Source organism: uncultured Planococcus sp., assembly GCF_947501725.1.
GTDB lineage: Bacteria > Bacillota > Bacilli > Bacillales_A > Planococcaceae > Planococcus > Planococcus donghaensis_C.
The window spans coordinates 279911-300419 of record NZ_CANMXD010000004.1 but is presented as its reverse complement, the minus strand read 5'-3'; the positions used below and the strand labels follow the sequence as shown (position 1 = coordinate 300419).

General features: G+C 44.8%; 19 protein-coding genes. 16 read left to right on the top strand and 3 right to left on the bottom strand.

All coding sequences use genetic code 11. The features are described from left to right. Positions 1–191: 191 nt before the first annotated feature. Both Q0785_RS08105 and Q0785_RS08100 read left to right on the top strand, forming a co-directional pair. Positions 192–1229 (top strand): zinc-binding alcohol dehydrogenase family protein, encoded by a 1038-nt coding sequence (locus tag Q0785_RS08105; RefSeq protein WP_298828281.1) that lies wholly within the window; start codon positions 192–194, stop codon positions 1227–1229. A gap of 135 nt (positions 1230–1364) precedes the next feature. Further along, on the top strand, positions 1365–1607 hold the full coding sequence (locus Q0785_RS08100; RefSeq protein ID WP_298828279.1) for a hypothetical protein: 243 nt from the start codon (positions 1365–1367) through the stop codon (positions 1605–1607). Between the two features lie 84 nt (positions 1608–1691). On the opposite strand, the gene Q0785_RS08095 is transcribed toward Q0785_RS08100, so the two are convergent. After that, entirely contained in the window at positions 1692–3536 is a 1845-nt protein-coding gene (locus Q0785_RS08095) for a tetratricopeptide repeat protein (protein WP_298828276.1), read from the bottom strand. Further along, a complete protein-coding gene (locus Q0785_RS08090) occupies positions 3533–3958 on the bottom strand; it encodes a hypothetical protein (RefSeq protein WP_298828538.1) in 426 nt (141 codons plus the stop codon). The genes Q0785_RS08095 and Q0785_RS08090 overlap by 4 nt, the downstream gene beginning before the upstream one ends. Before the next feature lie 462 nt (positions 3959–4420). On the opposite strand from Q0785_RS08090, the gene Q0785_RS08085 reads away from it, so the two are divergent. From Q0785_RS08085 to Q0785_RS08035, 11 genes are all read left to right on the top strand, one after another. Next, the gene (locus Q0785_RS08085; protein ID WP_298828273.1) at positions 4421–8095 is read left to right on the top strand and encodes a nitrate reductase subunit alpha; all 3675 of its coding nucleotides are present in this window, start codon (positions 4421–4423) and stop codon (positions 8093–8095) included. Beyond that, positions 8085–9671, top strand: a complete 1587-nt coding sequence (gene narH, locus Q0785_RS08080) for a nitrate reductase subunit beta (RefSeq protein WP_223632994.1) — start codon at positions 8085–8087, stop codon at positions 9669–9671. The genes Q0785_RS08085 and narH overlap by 11 nt, the downstream gene beginning before the upstream one ends. Next, positions 9664–10242, top strand: a complete 579-nt coding sequence (narJ, locus tag Q0785_RS08075) for a nitrate reductase molybdenum cofactor assembly chaperone (protein ID WP_298828269.1) — start codon at positions 9664–9666, stop codon at positions 10240–10242. Before narH ends, narJ begins: the two co-directional genes overlap by 8 nt. Then, entirely contained in the window at positions 10226–10915 is a 690-nt protein-coding gene (narI, locus tag Q0785_RS08070; RefSeq protein ID WP_298828267.1) for a respiratory nitrate reductase subunit gamma, read from the top strand. Before narJ ends, narI begins: the two co-directional genes overlap by 17 nt. Positions 10916–10953: 38 nt before the next feature. Continuing rightward, positions 10954–11412, top strand: coding sequence for a GAF domain-containing protein (locus Q0785_RS08065; protein WP_298828266.1), 459 nt, complete (start codon positions 10954–10956; stop codon positions 11410–11412). A 32-nt stretch (positions 11413–11444) separates the two neighbouring features. Then, entirely contained in the window at positions 11445–12479 is a 1035-nt protein-coding gene (locus Q0785_RS08060) for a sensor histidine kinase (protein ID WP_298828535.1), read from the top strand. After that, positions 12476–13123 carry a response regulator transcription factor gene (locus Q0785_RS08055; protein ID WP_298828264.1) on the top strand — a complete coding sequence of 216 codons (648 nt, stop codon included), beginning with the start codon at positions 12476–12478 and terminating at the stop codon, positions 13121–13123. Before Q0785_RS08060 ends, Q0785_RS08055 begins: the two co-directional genes overlap by 4 nt. 25 nt (positions 13124–13148) lie before the next feature. After that, a complete protein-coding gene (locus Q0785_RS08050; protein ID WP_298828262.1) occupies positions 13149–13676 on the top strand; it encodes a hemerythrin domain-containing protein in 528 nt (175 codons plus the stop codon). A 283-nt stretch (positions 13677–13959) separates the two neighbouring features. Further along, positions 13960–15489: a nitrate/nitrite transporter gene (locus Q0785_RS08045; RefSeq protein WP_298828259.1), complete on the top strand. Its 1530-nt coding sequence runs from the start codon at positions 13960–13962 to the stop codon at positions 15487–15489. Between the two features lie 61 nt (positions 15490–15550). Then, entirely contained in the window at positions 15551–16564 is a 1014-nt protein-coding gene (moaA, locus tag Q0785_RS08040; protein ID WP_298828256.1) for a GTP 3',8-cyclase MoaA, read from the top strand. A 59-nt stretch (positions 16565–16623) separates the two neighbouring features. Further along, positions 16624–17322 (top strand): Crp/Fnr family transcriptional regulator, encoded by a 699-nt coding sequence (locus Q0785_RS08035; protein ID WP_298828253.1) that lies wholly within the window; start codon positions 16624–16626, stop codon positions 17320–17322. Positions 17323–17387: 65 nt separating this feature from the next. Here Q0785_RS08035 and Q0785_RS08030 read toward each other — a convergent pair whose 3' ends face one another. Beyond that, positions 17388–18290, bottom strand: coding sequence for an aldo/keto reductase (locus Q0785_RS08030; RefSeq protein ID WP_298828250.1), 903 nt, complete (start codon positions 18288–18290; stop codon positions 17388–17390). 80 nt (positions 18291–18370) lie between these two features. Here Q0785_RS08030 and Q0785_RS08025 point away from each other — a divergent pair, with 80 nt between their 5' ends. From Q0785_RS08025 to xerD, 3 genes are all read left to right on the top strand, one after another. Next, positions 18371–18922 carry an NUDIX hydrolase gene (locus tag Q0785_RS08025; protein WP_298828247.1) on the top strand — a complete coding sequence of 184 codons (552 nt, stop codon included), beginning with the start codon at positions 18371–18373 and terminating at the stop codon, positions 18920–18922. Between the two features lie 104 nt (positions 18923–19026). After that, positions 19027–19488: a Fur family transcriptional regulator gene (locus Q0785_RS08020; protein WP_008430965.1), complete on the top strand. Its 462-nt coding sequence runs from the start codon at positions 19027–19029 to the stop codon at positions 19486–19488. 111 nt (positions 19489–19599) lie between these two features. Further along, positions 19600–20502: a site-specific tyrosine recombinase XerD gene (gene xerD, locus Q0785_RS08015; RefSeq protein ID WP_298828242.1), complete on the top strand. Its 903-nt coding sequence runs from the start codon at positions 19600–19602 to the stop codon at positions 20500–20502. Positions 20503–20509 lie beyond the last annotated feature (7 nt).

Below are 20509 nucleotides of genomic sequence, written 5' to 3'. Positions count from 1 at the left end.
TTTAGAATATTTAATATTTGTAACAAGGACATTCAGCTCATAACCGCCTTAGCTAGGGTTTTATGGTTATAAAGTTATCTCATTTTTTAATAAAAAGGAAAAGCAGAGGTTTTGTGATGATGTAGTTCCACGGTTACAATAAGTAAAGATTCAATTATTACCATTAATTAACTTGAAAGAGGCGAAGTGAATTGAACCAAGAGAAGATGGCGGCCTTAGGATTTTATAAACCCGGCTTGAAAACAGAAGCGCCTGATTTTGAAAAGGTTGAGATCGAGCGTCCAAAAGCATCAGGCAAAAACCTCTTAGTGGAAATACGGGCAATATCGGTGAACCCGACGGATTTACGGACCCGTGATGGTAAGAGTGAAGACGATCAGTCATTCACGATTGTCGGACGTGACGCAGCTGGAGTCGTTTTGGAAGTCGGAGAGGACTGCAGTTTATTCGAAGTTGGAGATGAGGTTTTCTATGCGGGAACGAGCAACGTTCCGGGAAGCCTCAGTGATGTCCATCTCGTCGATGAGCGGATTGTCGGGAGGAAGCCAAAAAGCATCGGCTTTCCGGAAGCAGCAGCCTTGCCTTTGACGAGCGTCACAGCCTGTGAAGCACTTTTTGATCGGCTTGGTGTTTCGAAAGAAGCTGCTGATAACAAAGACAAAGTGATTCTCATCATTGGAGCAGCTGGAGGAGTAGGATCCATTGCGACTCAAATTGCCAAGCTTGCTGGACTTAAGGTAGTGGGCACAGCCTCTCGTACTGAATCCAGGGAATGGGCACTTGACCATGGAGCCGATCATATCATTAATCATCACGAAGATTTCAAAACGCAATTGGAAGCATTAGGAATTCAAGGAGCCCATTATATTTTTTGTTTGACAAACGTGGATGATCACATGGAAAGCATGGCGGAAATCATCTTTCCACAAGGCAAGATCTGTTCGATTCTGCCAGCTTTTAAGCCGCTTCATCTCGCGTTGTTCTCAAAATCTGTAACGTTCGCTTATGAACTTATGTATACACGTTCAGTCTTCCAAACAGAGGATTTGATTGCGCAGCATCATATTTTGACGCAATTGGCAGACTGGGTGGAAGAAGGGAAAGTCCGCTCGACCATGACTAAGCATTTGTCACCTCTCTCACCGGAGACTTTAAAGGAAGCTTACGAAAACTTACTGACCGGGCGGACAATCGGGAAAATCGTTGTGGAAGGGCCAATTCGTCCATAAAGCCACTCTCAAGTTTTTTCTGTTTTGAATAATCAGAAAAATAGTGATATGTTAATTATGTATAGATCCACATTTCTATTCGATGGAAATTACCAATGTAATCTGATTGGCAAATCATTAAAAGGAGGAATTTCTATGGCAGATGAAAAAAAACCGGAAGAGACTTATACAAGCAGGGCTGAAAGGGAGCGGATCGGCCGTGAAACGAATGCAGGGTTTGCACGTGTGGAACGTGCGGAAAGAGAAGACAGTTCCACTGATATTCCGACAGGGCCCATCGGCAGAAAATTAACTGAAGATGAAATCCGCCAAAGGGTTGGCCAAGGGAATTTTGATTCTGCAAAAGACGACAATCAAACAAATTCAATCAATAGCTGAGCAAACTAAGAGGCTGCACCTTCTATTACAGAAGGTGCAGCCTCTTTTTTTATTTATTCAGTTATCGATTGCTTCGAATCCAACTTATCGATTCTCAAGAGTCGGTGCCAAAAACGTCCAGATCAGTCCTGCTTCTTCAGGAGAGCGGGGAGTGATGACAGCCGATTTCGGATAAGGAAAAGCGGCAATCCGTTGTTCAATATATTTTTTTACATATGGATTTTGATCGATGGCTTCTATATACCTCGTTTGAGAAATTTGAGAAATTTTACCTTTCTGCCGCTCTATAGACCATCTGAACCAAGCATAGAATGCATTATCGCTGAGTTCTTCTTCGTAATGGCTGATGAGGCTTTCCGCTTCTTCCAGGCGCCCCAGGGAAATTAACGCTGAAACCGCTAAATAGCGTACGCCCTGGTGATCGCCGGGGTTCAAGCGCAGTACTTCATAATAGATAGGGAAAGCCTCTTCGAAACGGGCTTGCTCCCAATAGAAATTTCCAAGCAAAAACAGGGATCGCAAATATGGACGGTTTGGCACATACAGCCAAGCTACATCCATTTCTGGTTCAAAGCGTTCTTTTCCGCTGGAGATTGCCTTTTGAAGCAATTGTTCTTTTAATGACGAATCTGTTGCCATTTCAGCTGCCAGTAGGAAAGCATCTGTATTTTGGGGGTCCAGCCCCTGTATCTGTTCCAGCTGGGTGGCCCGGTCCGTATTTGTATAGGCACTATAGGCAAGGAGCTGAGCTTTCTCAACTTTGGTTTTCGGTTCATAGGATTTGCTGTGATAGTACTCCATTTGGCGTTTCAATTCATTTTCACTTGTAATGGTCGCATTTTTCAAATGCATATACAATTGCCAATTCTGCAGTTCGTTGCCTTTGGGATCTGTTCCGACTTCAAAAGCATAAACGGCTTCTTTCTCTGGGTCTTCCTTGCTTTTGGCGGTGTGATAAAAAGAACCGAGATCATTTTTGAAAAGAGCCAGCCCTTCTGTATCCACGCCAAAATGCTGCGCTGTTTCGTCGATCTTCCAGTCTAGCTTCACCAGCCGATGATCGATGGCAAACTGGACTGCACCAGCGACCGCTTCTTTGGGAATCAACGCCAAGGGTTCTGCGTAATGAAAGAAGGCTTCGATCAATTCGTCGCTCTTCAAATCATGGGCAATCAGGAAATTCTCCAATTCTTCCACAGTTTCAAGAACGGCAGAAGAGACTTGCTCGGTACTCCGAAGGCCGCTGCTAAGGATCTGGTAAACGGCTAGCATGTTCCGGCTGTAAAATTCTTTAGTGCTTGCCGTTTCGGATGACCGATACATCTCCTGGAGCTTTTGGATACTTTCCTGGTTTACTTCAACCGCGACCGTCAGGCTGTTAAGAACCATCATGAAATTGTCTCCGTTCCGGATATCAGGCAGATAGAAGCCGGTCGCAATATTCCCTGCTTCGACTGGGAAAGATTCATTGACTTCAATTTCTGTAACTTTTTGAGACAGCAAATCGCGGACTTGAGCACGGTAATCGGAAACGGAAAGAATTTCGCCGGCCATAAACAACGGGTCAAGCCAAGAGCTGAGAATCTCTCTGATTTGTACTCTTTCCTCTTTGGCGATCTTTTCTTCGATAAAAGCATTCCATACATCGACGCGTTCAGAAAAGAAGAAGAGATCCCCGATAATACCATTCGATTTATTCTCACCGTAAAGTGGAACGAGAAGATTTTCGACTTTATCTTTCCATTTCACCAATTCTTTCTGTTGGGACGGACGGGGATGATTTTCAAAAAAGTCCCGAAGCGTTCCTTGGAGTGCTTTGTTTTGTTCTTCGAACATCAGCTTGGAGGATTTGTCCGCTCCACAGCACTTTTTGTATTTTTTGCCGCTTTCACAATGGCAAAGCTCGTTTCTTCCAATTGCTTTTATCATATTGAAGGCCCGTGTAGCAACAGCCGTTCTTCTTCGCGGCTATGGATGGCATTTACAACCAGCAGCGCATGAAATTGCTTCATAACTTCATAACTGACGCCTTCTTCTACAAGCAATTTTTTGATGTCAGCTGCAATGATGCGCAAGATGTCATGATCACGCGTCAAATCGGCTACTGTTTCCTTAAGTTCAGGTTGCTGGTCAATCATTTCCTGGTAAAATCCTTCTTCTTCCGCATCGGCATGGCTGATGATCCGCGTTTCCCAATACTCCAGCAAATGATCTGCCGCCTGACGGGCGACTTCATATTCTTTGGCTCTCAATAGGTCTTCGACTTCTTCGGTTTTGGTTAACGCTCCAGATAAGGCGCCTTCGTGAATCGCATGATGGGCATGCAGCTGGCGCAAAGATGGTCCTGACATAATCATTCATTCCCCTCATTTTTTTTCAGTATAACATGCCGAAAACCATTGATTTTCCTGCTAGGGCATTTCCTTTGGCGAAAGAGGGAACTCCCTTATCCAATGAGAAACAGGGAGTTCGGAAGCGTAGAAAATAGATGGAAATCGGCGTTTTCTAATCGGTTTTTCATTGGGGGAAACTTGTGAGCGGCTGAAATTGACTGTCTTAGGACATCCTAAAGTAAAAATCCTACAGTTTTTTTGGGCAGCTTATCTGAAACCCCCGAAAAATAATAGGATGAGGATGTTTTGTAGTATACAGGAGTTTTAGAGTTTTCAGTGAACAAGGGAATTCCAGTGCTTCTATAGGACATTCCCTAATGGGAACTTTTATGGGGGACTAACATAATAAGGCTATACGAATGAATTTGTAATTGATTCCCTTCAATAGTTTTCATTCATGAGAAGGAGTGGGTATAGGCGATGAAGAAAAGATTTGGATTGAATTTCTTTAAACCAGTCGAGAGTTATTCGGGCAGTTGGTCCATCCTGGAGGAAAAAAGCCGGGATTGGGAAAATATGTACCGCCAAAGATGGTCGCACGATAAAGTAGTCCGCACCACACACGGAGTAAACTGTACAGGATCATGCAGCTGGAAAGTATTCGTGAAGAACGGGATCATCACGTGGGAAAATCAGCAGATCGATTACCCGTCCTGTGGACCTGATATGCCGGAATTTGAACCGCGCGGCTGTCCAAGGGGCGCCACATTCTCTTGGTATGAATACAGCCCGTTGCGCGTGAAATACCCTTATATGCGCGGTAAGCTTTGGCGGCTCTGGAAAGCGGCGCGCGCCAGCCATCCGAATCCAGTGGATGCTTGGGCGAGTATAGTGGAAGATCCTGAGAAAGCCATGTTCTATAAATCGGCCCGCGGAAAAGGCGGACACATTCGTGTCAATTGGGAAGATGCTTTAGAACTGATTGCAGCCCAATTGATCTACACTATCCGGAAATACGGGCCGGACCGTGTCGCTGGCTTCACGCCGATCCCGGCAATGTCGATGGTCAGCTACGCTTCAGGAGCACGTTTCATTTCGCTTCTCGGCGGGCAGATGCTGAGCTTTTACGACTGGTATGCCGATCTTCCTCCTGCTTCTCCACAGATTTGGGGCGAGCAGACGGATGTACCGGAATCGTCGGATTGGTATAACGCTGGTTATTTGATGATGTGGGGCTCAAACGTACCAATGACCCGTACACCGGATGCACATTTCATGACAGAAGTTCGCTATAAAGGGACAAAAGTAGTGTCTGTAGCTCCTGACTACGCAGAAAACGTGAAGTTCGCCGATAATTGGCTGGCTCCTCATCCTGGAACAGATGCTGCATTGGCACAGGCCATGACGCACGTCATTCTAGATGAGTTCTACCAAAAACGACAAGAACCGATGTTCATCAATTATGCGAAACAATTTACGGATATGCCATTTATGATTCTTTTGGATCCGCATGAAGATACACTTAAAGGCGGCCGATTCCTTCGCGCCAGTGATTTGGGCGACACTTCAGAGCATGCAGAATGGAAGCCGGTCATCTTTGACGAGGCAGCAGATAAATTGATGGTGCCGAATGGCACAATGGGGCAGCGTTGGGAAGAGGATAAAAAATGGAACTTGATTCTTGAAAATGAAGATGGTTCCAAAGTGGACCCGGCGATGAGTGTTGTCGGCCACCAGGAAGAATGGAAGGAAATCGTTTTCCCATATTTCGATAATCAGGGAAATGGCGTCTTTAAACGTGTGATTCCAGCAAGGAAAGTCACACTGGCAGATGGTACAGAACGCTACGCCGCAACTGTTTATGATCTGATGATGAGCCAATACGGAATTATCCGTACGGAAAGTGAATATAATGCAAAAGGCTACGACGATGAAACCTCATTTTATACTCCTGCATGGCAGGAAAAAGTGACATCCGTCAAAGCATCGATCGTTACGCAGATTGCACGTGAATTTGCACAAAACTCGATTGATACGGGCGGACGCTCAATGATTATCATGGGCGCCGGCATCAACCATTGGTTCAACAGCGATACAATTTACCGCGCAATTTTGAATCTGGTCATCCTTACAGCTTCCCAAGGCGTCAACGGTGGTGGATGGGCGCATTATGTCGGACAGGAAAAATGCCGTCCGATTGAAGGATGGTCGACTGTCGCTTTCGCAAAAGATTGGCAAGGACCTGCAAGACTGCAGAATGCAACTTCTTTCTTCTATTTTGCAACTGAACAATGGCGGTACGAGGAAAGCGGCACAGATGCACTGAAATCGCCTCTGGCAGACGATGTCGCTTATCAGCATCCGGCTGACTATAATGTGCTGGCAGCACGATTAGGTTGGCTTCCCTCTTATCCACAATTCAATAAAAACAGTTTATTGTTTGCAGAAGAAGCTGCAGAAAAAGGCGGAAAGACCAATAAAGAAATTATCGATCATGCAGTGGAAGAGGTTATTTCCCGTAAAACGAAATTTGCGGTGGAAGATCCAGGTGCACCTGAAAACTTCCCAAGAACACTGTTCATCTGGCGCTCAAACTTGATCTCAAGTTCTGCTAAAGGCCAGGAATATTTCATGAAACATCTACTAGGCGCATCGGATGGCTTGTTGGCTGAACCGAATGTCGATGAAAAACCGGAAGAAATCGTTTGGCGGGAAGATGTCGAAGGCAAGCTGGACCTTATGGTTGCGCTTGATTTCCGGATGACTTCGACTCCGCTGTACGCGGATATCGTCTTACCGGCAGCCACTTGGTATGAAAAGACCGACTTGTCTTCGACTGATATGCATCCTTTTGTGCATCCATTCAATCCGGCGGTCAACCCGCTTTGGGAATCGCGCTCGGATTGGGATATTTACGCTAAATTGGCTGAAAGGTTCTCAGAGATGGCAAAAACGCATTTGCCTGGCGTCTATAAAGATGTGGTCATCACCCCTCTTGCGCATGATACAAAAAGTGAAATTTCACAGCCTATGGGTGTCGTCAAGGATTGGACTAAAGGGGAAATCGAAGCAATCCCTGGCAAAACAATGCCGAATTTCAGTATCGTGGAGCGGGATTACACCAAAATACATGACAAATACATTACCTTGGGACCGAATTTGGCAGTCGGTAAAACCGGAGCGCATGGCGTCAGTTTCTCTGTAGCGGAAGAGTATGAGGAATTGAAGCACATCAACGGGACATTCTTTGATGAAACCATCAAAAATGGCTTACCGAAAATCCAGACAGCGCGACAAGTGGCTGATGCCATGCTGAATCTATCGTCTGCGACGAACGGACGCGTTTCACAAAAAGCATATATTGAAGCAGAAAAAGATACAGGAGTCGAATTGAAGGACATATCTGCGGATCGTGCAGCCGAAAAAATCACTTTCCAAAGCATTACCGTCCAGCCGCGTGAAGTCATTCCGACACCGGTGTTCAGCGGATCCAATAAAATGGGTCGACGTTACTCTCCGTTCACAACGAATATTGAACGTCTAGTACCGTTCCGGACATTGACAGGCAGACAACATTTCTATATTGACCATGAAATTTTCCAACAGTTCGGTGAAGCCTTGCCGATCTATAAACCGACATTGCCGCCGATGGTGTTCGGCAAGAAGGATAAAAAGATCAAAGGCGGTGTCGATTCGCTGGTGCTTCGTTATTTGACGCCGCACGGCAAATGGAATATCCACTCAACCTACCAGGATAACCAGCATATGCTGACCTTATTCCGTGGTGGTCCGACAGTTTGGATCAATAACGAAGACGCGAAAGCACATGATATCGATGATAATGCATGGCTTGAAGTCTATAACCGAAACGGTGTCGTTACGGCTCGTGCAGTCGTCAGCCACCGTATGCCAAGAGGCACGATGTTCATGTACCACGCCCAGGATAAACACATCCAGGTACCGGGTTCTGAAATTACGGATACACGAGGCGGCAGCCATAATGCGCCAACCCGTATCCACCTGAAACCGACGCAAATGGTCGGTGGATATGCTCAACTCAGCTATGGCTTCAACTACTACGGGCCTATCGGCAATCAGCGTGATGAATACGTAGCAGTCCGCAAAATGAAGGAGGTTGACTGGCTTGAAGATTAAAGCACAAGTAGCAATGGTGATGAATCTGGATAAATGTATCGGTTGCCATACCTGCAGTGTCACGTGCAAGACGACTTGGACCAACCGTAAAGGCGCAGAATATATGTGGTTCAACAATGTGGAAACTAAACCTGGCATCGGATATCCGAAGCGTTGGGAAGATCAGGAGCTTTATAAAGGCGGCTGGCAGCTCCGCAAGGGGAAATTGGAACTGAAGTCCGGAAATAAATTATCGAAAGTCGCCTTGGGGAAAATCTTTTACAACCCGGATATGCCGGAAATGAAGGATTATTACGAACCTTGGACATATAATTATGAACACTTGACCAATGCCGGTGAATTGGAGCATTCACCGGTCGCACGTGCTCATTCAGCCATCACTGGCAAAAAAATGGACCTTGAATGGGGCCCGAACTGGGAAGATGATCTGGCGGGAGCACATATTACCGGACCGTTGGATCCCAATATCCAAAAAATCGAAGAAGAAATCAAATTCAATTTCGATAAAGCATTTATGGTTTATTTGCCGAGGCTTTGCGAACACTGCCTGAACCCAAGCTGTGTAGCCTCATGTCCTTCTGGCGCAATCTACAAACGTGAAGAAGACGGCATCGTCCTGGTCGACCAGGAAGCTTGCCGGGGCTGGCGCTATTGCATGACAGGCTGTCCTTATAAGAAAGTTTACTTTAACTGGCAGACCAATAAAGCAGAGAAATGCACATTCTGCTTCCCACGGATCGAAGCAGGGCTGCCGACGGTTTGTTCGGAAACTTGTACGGGCCGCATCCGTTATCTAGGAGTTCTTCTATATGATGCAGACCGCGTACTGGAAGTGGCTTCCACTCCAGATGAGAAAGATCTATACAAAGCACAATGTGACTTATTCATCGACCCGTTTGACCCTGAAATGATTGCTTTAGCACGAAAAGACGGCATATCAGAGGACTGGATAGAAGCGGCGCAGAATTCGCCCGTTTATAAGCTGGCGATTGAGCATCAACTCGCTTTCCCACTCCATCCGGAATACCGCACCTTGCCGATGGTCTGGTACGTGCCGCCGCTCAGCCCGATCATGAATTATTTCGAAGGCAAAGATTCCATTAAAAATCCCGATATGATTTTTCCGGCGATCGAAGAAATGCGGACGCCGATCCAGTATTTGGCGAATATGCTGACTGCCGGTGATACGGAAACAGTTAAGAAATCACTACAGCGCATGGCGATGATGCGTTCATATATGCGCGCCAAAACAACCGGCAAGGAATTTGACGAAAGCCGCCTGGAACGGATTGGCATGACAGCCCATCAGACCGAGAAAATGTACCGTCTATTGGCAATCGCCAAATACGAAGACCGTTTTGTCATTCCAAGTACGCATAGAGAGGGACGAGTCAATCCGTACCGTGCGCAAGGAATGGAAGGCTTCGATACAGAAGGTATGGGAGGATGGGGAACCGATTCCGGTGGATCCTGCGACAGTTGCGGTCCAGCAACGCCAAGCCCAACTGGGACAGCTACGAAAACAGGGAAAGAAATTTATGAAGAAAACTTCTACGGAGGTATATGGCGTGATTAATTTAGAGAAACTATATCGTTATAAAGTATCATTCGGTTTTTATGCTCATCACCTGACCTATCCGCAAAAACTGGATTTTCATCCATCGCTTATTGAAGAATCATTTGAAGAGGATCATCCGGCACATGAATATGTTCAGCGGTACTGGGAACTGATGCATGAATTGAGTTTGGATCAAATACAGGAAATGTATACGGACATTTTTGATTTTGACAAAGACAGCACCTTGTTCATGACGTATTTCAAGTTTGAGGATGCCAAAGAGCGGGGCCAGATGCTTGCCAAGCTGAAGGTCTCGTATGAAATGTTCGGACTTGAAATGCCGGATACGGAATTGTCCGATTTCCTGCCGCTCATCTGCGAGTTTCTCTACGCAGCTGAGTGGCTGGGAGATCCCCGGGCGCCCCAGAGTTTCCAGATGCTGATTGCCGTTCTGGAGGATGGAACTTATCATCTGCTGAAATCGCTTGAGAAAAAAGACAGTCCCTATTTCCATCTTGTCAAAGGTTTGCGTGAAACGTTTAAGGCCTGTATCGAGCAGGAGGTGCCTGTAGATGGAAACGCTGGATAGATTAATTTGGGTTGTCTTTCCTTATCTGTGCATGGCGATCTTCATTTTTGGCCATATCTATAGATATCGCGTCGATAAATTTCATTGGACTGCAAAATCCAGTGAATTTATCGAAAAAAAGCAATTGATGATGGGCAGCCTATTGTTCCATCTGGGCATTATTCCAGTGATCTTTGGCCATATCGGTGGTTTGGCAATCCCGATTGCCTGGATGAATGCAGTAGGAGTCAATGATCATTTATATCATATTGGAGCCATATACATCGGTGGGATTTTTGGTTTCATGACATTGATCGGTATGATCATCCTTACATTCCGGCGCTTTTCCATCTCAAGCGTCCGGAAATTGAGTTCTTTTTCTGATCTGGCAGTCAATGCTCTTCTTTTATTCATTGTTTTCGTCGGTATGTATGCCACGTTGGTAACGAATGTGGTACAGCCGGATTTTGATTATCGGATGACTGTCTCCATATGGTTCCGTGACCTCTTTCTTTTTAAAGCTAACCCAGCAATCATGGCAGAAGTGCCTTTATCTTTTAAAATCCATGTTTTAACCGGTTTCGCGATATTCGCTTTTTGGCCATTTTCTCGTCTCGTGCATGTTTGGAGTGTACCGTTGAATTATGTAGGCAGAAGTTATATCCTGTACAGGAGACATAAACCAACAAATTAAAGAGGGTCTCTCTTTTTAGTTTGATAGGAGACAAAAGCATGGATTATACAAAAGAATACCAATTGCAGATTGAGAAAATCCGGGAAGCTCTTGGTTGTGACATTATTGCGCTTGCTTTAGTCGAGCCGGCGGAAAACCTGCATGTATTAAAATGGCAATACATTTCAGGCAATATAAGTGAACGCATAAAAAAAGTAGTGCTGCAATCAGGCAAAGGAATTGCGGGAGGCGTTTTTAAGAATGGCAAACCTATACTGGTGGCAGACGTGGAAAAATTTGCAGCAAAGGCAGATTTATTCAACTATCCTATCTTAAAACTTGAAAACTTAAAGAGTATTGGCGCTGCTCCGTTATGGCATAGTGGAAGAGTGGTAGGAGTGCTTTTGGGCGGATTCAGGGAACCCCATTTGATGACACCGGAAAGATTGCAGTTGCTGATCAGCATGTCTAAATCCGATATAGGAACGCTGGACGGGAAGGAATTGATGTGGAATTGATTTCGGAAGAAAAAGATCAATTAATTGACCTCATGCTGAAGATGTACGAAAACAGCACAGAAGCGATTTTCTTTTTTACAAGCGAAGGCAGTACCATTTCAATGAACCCGGCAGCAGAAAATATAATGGATGACCATGTGCTGGAACAGCTGAAAAAAGGAGCCGAAAATGCCTTGTGCAACGCATGCAGGGGGTATACAAGCGATAGTGATCTGACAACCTGCAAAGACTGTTATTTCACAAGTTCCAATCACGAGGACTTCTCCTCTTTTCAGGTTTTTTTGGAAACAGTTGGAAAAGGTGTTGTTCCGTACGCAGCAACCTTCCATGTCATCGATGCGGAAAAAGGTACGAGGGTCTTCATCTTAAGGGATTTGTCGATGCAATTTGAAACACAAAACAAACTGCAGCAAAACAAAATGATGAAAAATGTCATCAAAGCCCAGGAAAATGAACGTAAACGGATTTCAAGAGAGCTGCATGACAGCGTCGCGCAGGAACTTTTAAGTGCGGTCGTTGACTTGCGGGCACTCAAATATATGACAAATGATACAGAAGTCTTGAAGAAAACAAGTGAAAGTACGGCAACATTGATCCGGTTGATGGACGATATCCGTAATTTGTCTGTAGAACTGCGTCCCTCAGCACTTGATGACTTTGGACTGGAGGCGGCTTTCCGTTCCCACTTTAAACGGGTGGAGGAAAGTTTCGGCTTAACTATTGAGTTTAAGTCGACAGTCAAACAGACCCGTTATGAAAATGAAGTCGAAACCGTATTGTATCGGATCTGCCAGGAAGCTGTTTTGAATGCGATAAAATATGCGCAAGTTGAAACTATCCAAGTTCATCTGTTCGAGGAAGGGGATAGCCTGCAGTTGAATGTAAAAGACGAAGGTGCCGGTTTTATCGTTGGAGACCATCCGATGGGCACGGGGCTTGGCCTCTATGGTATGAATGAACGAGCTGAATTGGTATTGGGGAATGTTACCATCGATTCTGAAATCGGTAAAGGAACATCTGTGCATTTGCGTGTGCCTTTAGACGAAAAGCGGGAGGTGGCGAAATGAAGATAATCATAGCGGATGACCACGCGATTGTACGCAGCGGGTTTTCGATGATCCTCAATTTTCAGGAGGATATGGAAGTGATCGCCATGGCAGCTGACGGAATTGAAGCTTATCAGATGGTAGCTAAGCATCAGCCGGATGTGCTGCTGCTGGATTTGAGCATGCCGCCTGGCGAGAGCGGATTAGTGGCGACGGGGAAGATCAAGGAAGATTTTCCTGAAACCAAGATACTTGTGCTGACGATGCATGATGACGAAGAGTATTTGTTCCATGTATTAAAGAATGGCGCTTCAGGTTATATGCTGAAAAGTGCGCCGGATGAAGAATTGCTTCAGGCTATTCGCGTCATCTATAGTGGCGGAACTTACATCCACCCAAAAATGGCTACTTCATTGGTCCGCGAATTAGTCAATAAAGACCATAAAGTAAAAGAATCGGATCCTTTTGAATTATTGTCCAAACGGGAGATTGAAGTTCTGCCGTTGGTTGCAAAAGGCTACGGCAATAAGGAAATTGCCCAGAAGCTGTTTATTTCTGTGAAAACGGTCGAAGCGCATAAAGCAAAAATTATGGAAAAGCTCCAGTTGAAGAGCAGACCTGAATTAGTGGAATACGTATTGAAGAAAAAACTATTGAATTTTTGACGAAAAGCTGGGAGTTGGTCTTTTGATGACGGAAAAATCAGAGCTTCGTTTTAAGGAACCCGGTATGAGGCTATTGGAAAATGAACATGCTTATTTAACGTTCTTGATGAATGAATGGCATGCGCTGGTCCTGTCTTTTGAAGGTGAAGGACTTAGTCTGGAAGCTGGCCGTGAAAACATGAAGATTTTACGCCAAAAACTTTTTGAGTTTATTGAGCCTTTTAAAAATCATACCGACAAAGAAGAAGAATTCTTTTTTCCAGCATTAGGGAATTATATCGGATTCGAGCAGGGTCCTCTTGTCGGTATTCAAGACGAGCATCAAGAGATTGATGCTTATATCGGTCATTTCTTTCACCATACCCGTGACAATATCGATTTGTTGACATTGGAACAGATGAAGACAGTCGCTCAGGATGCTGCAGAGGCATTTGAAGTCTTGACGGTCCATTTCATGAAAGAGGAAACCGTGTTGTTCCCGATGGCTGAAAAAGCCATGAAAGCAGTCGATCAGGATGAATTATATAAAAAACTGAATACCCTTATCACCTGAAAAGATCGAGGGGCTGTCCTAAAAATCATGGAAAATGATTGTGGGGCGGCCTTTTTTTATTGGTCAAGAAATTGGGCGCTTCCACTTTTCTTGATTGTCCAGACTCCAGCTCCAGCGCTTGCCAGGACTAAACGGACGCTTCCGCTTTTCTGAAATTTAAGGGTTTCCCCTCCCAGTAGAAGGGCTCTCCCTTATTAAAATGCAGATACGCTCGGGATACAATGAAGGCAGGGAATCAATATGAAAAAATCGTAAAGAAAATTCAGTGGAAAAGGTGATTTTGATGATTAAGAAACTGCAATTGCCCCTTCAAACAATGAATCTCGTGGTCGGTTTTATGGTGTGGGTGATTATATCTTCCCTGATTCCATTTATCAGCGAAGATATAGCCATAGCTCCGGAAAGATTGGCTATAGTAACGGCTGTGCCTGTTGTCCTGGGTTCCATTCTGCGGATTCCACTTGGCTATTACGCCAATGTCTTTGGAGCGCGAATTATTTTTCTAGTAAGTTTTATCCTGCTTTTGTTTCCGGTCTTTTACTTAAGTGAAGCCTCCAGTTTTTCAGACCTCATCATCAGTGGATTATTCCTGGGCATCGGGGGAGCAGTCTTTTCAGTAGGGGTAACCTCACTTCCGAAATACTATCCGAAGGAAAGACACGGATTCGTCAACGGAATTTATGGTGCCGGTAACATCGGTACAGCGGTCACTACATTTTCAGCTCCATTGATTGCCACACAGATTGGTTGGTCAAACACTGTCAAGATCTACCTGATCCTGTTGCTGATTTTTGCCGCATTGAATTTCTTCTTTGGTGACCGCCATGAACCGAAAGTGAAAACCCCTATTATTGAACAGATTAAAGGCGTTTATAAAAATGAAAAACTTTGGTTCTTTTCCTTGTTCTATTTCATCACATTCGGTTCTTTTGTAGCATTTACGATTTATCTGCCCAACTTCCTAGTCAGTAATTTCGGGCTGGATAAAGTGGATGCCGGTATGCGGACTGCCGGTTTTATCGCACTTGCGACTTTTCTCCGGCCGGTAGGCGGATGGCTTGCCGATAAACTGCAGCCTTTGCTGCTGTTAATGGGTACGTTCTTCGTCTATACCATCGCAGCCATTGTGCTGGCGTTCTCTCCGACAATCGGGATCTATACAGTCGGTAGTTTGGCTATTGCAGTAAGTGCCGGTATCGGCAACGGCGTCATCTTTAAACTAGTGCCGTTTTACTTCAATAAGCAGGCAGGTATTGCAAACGGCATCGTATCCATGATGGGCGGCCTCGGCGGATTTTTCCCACCGATCATGCTGTCGATTATCTTTTCCGTCACGGGCCAATATTCAATCGGATTTATGCTCCTCTCCCAAGTTGCACTGGCGAGTCTCGTGCTGGTTGTCTGGATGTACTACCAGGATCGCCTGCAGCTGGCAGCCGAAGTTTTCAAGTCAACCGGACAGGGCATTTTAGTGACAGATATTTCCGGGAAAATAAAAACGGTGAATCCGGCTTTCACTAAATTGACTGGCTTTGAAGAAGAGGATGTCATCGGCCAAAACCCAAGCATCATGAAATCCGATAGACAGCCAAAAGACTTCTACAAAGAAATGTGGCAGGAAATAGAGCAGAAGGGAATGTGGCAAGGGGAAATTTGGAACCGGCGCAAAAATGGAGAGGAATATCTTCAATGGTTGAATATCAGTGCAGTAAAGGATGACACAGGTGAGGTCGTCCGTTACGTTGGTACATTCACGGATATCACTTCTGAATACCAGAAAAAAACCGGCGCCATTCCAGTGATGACTACATGAACAAGAGACCGAAAAAAACTCTTTTAACTGAATGAAGTGTTTAAGAAAGGTGGATACGAAGATGATGGAACCATTGACCGATCGGCTGGGACGTCCAATGAGGGATTTGCGCATTTCTGTTACAGACCGCTGCAACTTCCGGTGTTCTTACTGCATGCCAAAAGAGGTGTTCGGTGACGACTATGCATTTTTGCCTAAACAGGAATTGCTGACTTTTGAGGAAATCCAAAGACTCACCAGATTATTTGTGTCGATGGGGGTTAAAAAAATTCGATTAACGGGCGGAGAACCTTTATTGCGCAAGGGATTGCCGGAATTGATCAAAATAATCTTTTCGGTTGAAGGGGTAGAAGATGTCGGATTGACCACCAATGGCTTGCTGCTTAAAAAGCACGGCCTGGCTTTATACGATGCAGGACTCAGAAGACTGAACATCAGCCTTGACGCACTGGATCCGGAATTATTCGGAAGCTTGAACGGTCGAGGGGTCAGCTCAGAAAATATTTTGGAACAGATAGATTACGCAAAAGCTCTTGGATTTGAAATCAAAGTGAATATGGTGGTCCAAAAAAATGTCAATGAGGCTGAAATACTTCCTATGGCTGCCTATTTCAAAGAACGGGAAATCACATTGCGTTTTATTGAGTTTATGGATGTCGGAAATGACAATAATTGGAGCTTTGAAAAAGTCGTAACCAAGCACGAAATCCTCCGGAAACTGGAATCGGTTTATACATTAACGGCTGTCGACGAAGATTATTTTGGGGAAGTTGCCAAACGGTACCGTTATGAAGGCAGCGAAGCTCAAGTTGGTTTCATCACATCCGTTTCAGAATCGTTCTGTTCATCGTGTACAAGGTCCAGGTTATCGTCCGACGGAAAATTCTATACCTGCCTTTTCGCTACGGAAGGATTCGATATCCGTAAACTTCTTCGGGGTGATTGGGATGATCGGCAGCTTCTTGATGCAATCGGTGCAGTCTGGAGCGGGAGAAAAGATCGTTATTCCGATGAACGGACTGAAGAAAGTGCCAAAAGCCGAAAGAAAATCGGGATGTCTTATATAGGCGGTTGATCTTTCGGGTATAGGTAAGGGAGAGATCTAACGATATGGATCAATACAGGAGGGAAAGTATGGAGAACAATGGGGTAAAGCAACCATCTTCGTCACATGAACATCTATGTGTATCCATCGTTCCAATTTTTAACCATCTTGAACCAGCCGAACTGAAAGAAGTCGCCGCTACAACCAAAGGTCGGAATTTGTCAAAAGGCGAAATTCTCTACAGGGCTGGCGAAAAATCCAATTCTTTGTACATTATCCATAAAGGGAAATTGAAAGTATATCGTTTGACTGAAAGTGGCAAAGAGCAGGTGATCCGGATTTTGCAACCGGGTGATTTCACAGGTGAACTGGCTCTTTTTACTGACAATGTACACGATTCTTATGCAGAAGCAATGGAAGCTACGGAACTGTGCACGATCAGCAGTGAAGATATTAACGAATTATTTTTGAAATATCCGCAAATATCATTGAAGATCATCAAGGAATTCTCGTTAAGACTGGATCAGGTAGAACATCAAGTGACCAGTTTTACGACAGAAGACACGGAGACGAGAGTCGCGTTGTATTTGGTTCAGCAAGCTGAATCCAGCCAGAGTAAAGAGATCCGATTGCCGATGTCGCGAAAAGACCTTGCCTCTTTTCTCGGAACTACACCGGAAACGATCAGCCGGAAATTGGCTAAGTTTGAAGATAAAGGATGGATCCAGCAATACGATCAACGAGCCATACGGATACTGGATATCGAGAACTTATCGATTTATAAATAGAAAACCAGCAGCAAACCGTTTTTTATTGACGGCATTGCTGCTGGTTTTTTATTGTTAAGATTAGGTTATTCTCGATGATCCTGATAGATATCCTGGCGAGTCAGTTCTTTAGCCTCTTTAATTTGCTCGGGTGAAACCGGCATATCGTAAGCTTTGATGGTCGCTTTGAGCTGATCTGCTGAACTGGCACCAGCGACGACTGAGCTGACTGTGTCGTGCTGCAATACGCTCTGTAATGCCAAGGCATGCAAATTGTCGTGGACTGCCGATAATTTCTGGAGAGTGGTTTTCAATTCCTCTGCCCCATACCCCATATAGCCGTCCATTTTTCCTGCCCGCTGAAGCCCTTCCCCGGTTAATAGGCCTTTCGCAAGCGACCCGCGTGTAACAACGGATTTTCCAGCTTGTCCGATGCTGTCAAGAAGTTCTTCCGGCCGGCGGTCCAGTAGGCTGTATTGCATCATGATGGAAGAAATATCACTTTTTTCGAGAAAGCGTCTGATGACGTTCGGCCGGATGGAAGAAATGCCATACGCACGAATCAGCCCTTCTTCTTTTAATTCTTCAAAAGCCTCAATGGTTTCTTCGGCATCATCGGTGATCATGCCACCATGCAATTGGTACAGATCGATATAGTCCGTCTGGAGCCGTTTTAAGCTCGCATGGATCTGCTTTTTGATGTACGCTTTCGTCGGATTCCACTTGACCTCATCTGTTTGGGCGCTCCATTCATTGCCGACTTTGGTAGCTAAGACGATGTCTTTTCGGTGCTCTTTTAATGCTTTTCCGACAACTTCTTCGTTAACTCCTTTGTTATACAGATCGGCAGTATCAAAATAGTTGATGCCCTGTGCAATTGCTTCATCAACAATGATGCTTGTTTCTTTTGCATCTGTTGGCAGGGACATGCAGCCCAACCCGATTTCACTGACTTCAATCTCGCTGCTACCTAAAAAGTTTTTCTTCATTTCTGCACCTCATTTAGTCTGTCCTACCTTATATGGTATACTTTTCCTCAGAGAAACCACAAATGAAAAGAGGATTCCAAATGAAAAAGTTTGAAGAAAAGACCATTCATTCAAATCGTTTATACGAAGGGAAAATCATTAATTTGAAAGTTGATGATGTGTCGCTTCCCAATGGCCACACATCGAAACGTGAATTGATCGAGCATCCAGGAGCGGTTGCCATCATCGCCATTACTCCTGAAAATAAAATCATACTGGTGGAACAATACCGAAAAGCATTGGAACGTTCCCTTGTGGAGATTCCTGCAGGGAAGCTTGAACCCGGAGAAGCTCCCGAATATACCGCAATGCGTGAGTTGGAAGAAGAAACAGGGTATACAGCAGAGAAGCTTGTTAAAATACAAACGTTCGCCACATCTCCTGGATTTGCGGACGAAGTTGTCCATTTGTTTGCGGCGGAAGGATTAAGCAAAGCGACAAATGGTGCGGTACTTGATGACGACGAATTCGTGGAATTGATGGAAGTAACCATTGAAGAAGCGGAAAAAATGGTTGTAGATGAAAGAATCTATGATGCAAAAACTGCGTTTGCCGTGCTATGGGCAAAGCAACGAATCTCAATTGAGAATTGAAACTATTATTACTTTGTAACGATTATCATTAAAGAGTGGATAGTATTGTTGTAATTGAGAACTCCCTTTTGATATAATAGAGGCAGTTTGAGGGAGGGCGTCGCATGGAAACCAGGATTGATCGGATTAAAAAGCAATTACACGCTGCGAGTTACAAATTGACGCCACAGCGTGAAGCGACAGTTCGAGTTTTGTTAGATCATGAGGAAGACCATCTAAGTGCGGAAGACGTCTATCTTTTAGTGAAAGACATTGCACCGGAAATCGGATTGGCAACGGTGTACCGAACATTAGAGCTTTTAACAGAATTGAAAATTGTCGACAAAATAAATTTCGGTGATGGTGTGTCGCGCTACGATTTGCGTCAGGAAGGCGCAGCACATTTCCATCATCACCTTGTGTGTTTGGAATGTGGAGCAGTGGATGAAATTCAGGAAGACCTTCTGGAAGATGTGGAGAACATAGTAGAGAAACGTTGGAATTTCCAAATTAAAGACCACCGTCTTACTTTCCATGGCATCTGCTGGCGCTGCAACGACAGCAATTCCCAAAATCCATCAGAATAACTGATGCCAAAAGGACGGCCCATACAGGCCGTCCTTTTTTTATGGGAAAACAGAAATGTTTGTATGGAGGGATTGGCTAGTTTAAATGTAAAATATAGAGGAGGCAGACGCATGAATTTTGGCAAAGATGCACTCGACGATTACGTGCATTTTCTGCGTGTCGAAAGACAGCTTGCGGATAATACACTGTCGTCATACGAACGGGATCTGAAAGCCTATCTGCAGTATTTAAAAGAAGTGGAACAATTGGAGTCCCTAAGCAAAGTCGAACGCGTACATATATTGAATCATTTGCGCCATCTGAAGGAATCGACGAAAACTCCACGGACAGTAGCCCGCCATATTTCATCAATCCGTTCATTTCATCAATTCCTGATTCGTGAACGAATTGTAGAAACAGATCCAACTGTTCATTTAGAGATGCCCCAAATGGACAAGAAACTTCCGAATATCCTCTCTATTGAGGAAGTGGATGCTCTGATACAGGCACCAGCCACCAATAAAGCGAACGGTTTACGGGATCAGGCCATGCTAGAATTATTATATGCCAGTGGAATGCGGGTCAGTGAATGCATCAATCTGGATGTAGAAGACGTCCATTTAACGATGGGGTTTGTCCGCTGTACTGGTAAAGGCGGGAAAGAACGAATCATTCCTTTAGGGAAATCGGCGCTGAAATCCTGTCAAACCTATCTTGAACAGGGACGATTGGACCTAATGAAAAGTGGGGAAAAAACGGATGCGATGTTCATCAATCAGCGCGGTAAACGACTGACCCGCCAAGGGTTTTGGAAACTGCTGAAGCAGCATGCCCAAAAAGCGGGCATCCAAAAGGAATTGACACCACATACGCTGCGCCATTCCTTCGCTACACACCTTTTGGAGAATGGAGCAGATATCCGCGCAGTTCAGGAAATGCTGGGCCACGCAGACATCTCGACCACACAAATTTATACACATGTCAGCAAAACACGCTTAAAAGATGTTTATTCTCAATTTCATCCTCGCGCTTAAAAGAGGT

Bases quoted from the DNA above. Each gene is read 5' to 3' on its own strand.
- narI (WP_298828267.1), top strand. From the start codon at position 10,226: ATGGAAACGCTGGATAGATTAATTTGGGTTGTCTTTCCTTATCTGTGC.
- Q0785_RS08055 (WP_298828264.1), top strand. From the start codon at position 12,476: ATGAAGATAATCATAGCGGATGACCACGCGATTGTACGCAGCGGGTTT.
- Q0785_RS08085 (WP_298828273.1), top strand. From the start codon at position 4,421: ATGAAGAAAAGATTTGGATTGAATTTCTTTAAACCAGTCGAGAGTTAT.
- Q0785_RS08095 (WP_298828276.1), bottom strand. From the start codon at position 3,536: ATGATAAAAGCAATTGGAAGAAACGAGCTTTGCCATTGTGAAAGCGGC.
- Q0785_RS08045 (WP_298828259.1), top strand. From the start codon at position 13,960: ATGATTAAGAAACTGCAATTGCCCCTTCAAACAATGAATCTCGTGGTC.
- Q0785_RS08030 (WP_298828250.1), bottom strand. From the start codon at position 18,290: ATGAAGAAAAACTTTTTAGGTAGCAGCGAGATTGAAGTCAGTGAAATC.
- Q0785_RS08100 (WP_298828279.1), top strand. From the start codon at position 1,365: ATGGCAGATGAAAAAAAACCGGAAGAGACTTATACAAGCAGGGCTGAA.
- Q0785_RS08060 (WP_298828535.1), top strand. From the start codon at position 11,445: ATGCTGAAGATGTACGAAAACAGCACAGAAGCGATTTTCTTTTTTACA.
- Q0785_RS08065 (WP_298828266.1), top strand. From the start codon at position 10,954: ATGGATTATACAAAAGAATACCAATTGCAGATTGAGAAAATCCGGGAA.
- Q0785_RS08090 (WP_298828538.1), bottom strand. From the start codon at position 3,958: ATGTCAGGACCATCTTTGCGCCAGCTGCATGCCCATCATGCGATTCAC.
- Q0785_RS08025 (WP_298828247.1), top strand. From the start codon at position 18,371: ATGAAAAAGTTTGAAGAAAAGACCATTCATTCAAATCGTTTATACGAA.
- Q0785_RS08020 (WP_008430965.1), top strand. From the start codon at position 19,027: ATGGAAACCAGGATTGATCGGATTAAAAAGCAATTACACGCTGCGAGT.
- moaA (WP_298828256.1), top strand. From the start codon at position 15,551: ATGATGGAACCATTGACCGATCGGCTGGGACGTCCAATGAGGGATTTG.
- Q0785_RS08050 (WP_298828262.1), top strand. From the start codon at position 13,149: ATGACGGAAAAATCAGAGCTTCGTTTTAAGGAACCCGGTATGAGGCTA.
- Q0785_RS08035 (WP_298828253.1), top strand. From the start codon at position 16,624: ATGGAGAACAATGGGGTAAAGCAACCATCTTCGTCACATGAACATCTA.
- xerD (WP_298828242.1), top strand. From the start codon at position 19,600: ATGAATTTTGGCAAAGATGCACTCGACGATTACGTGCATTTTCTGCGT.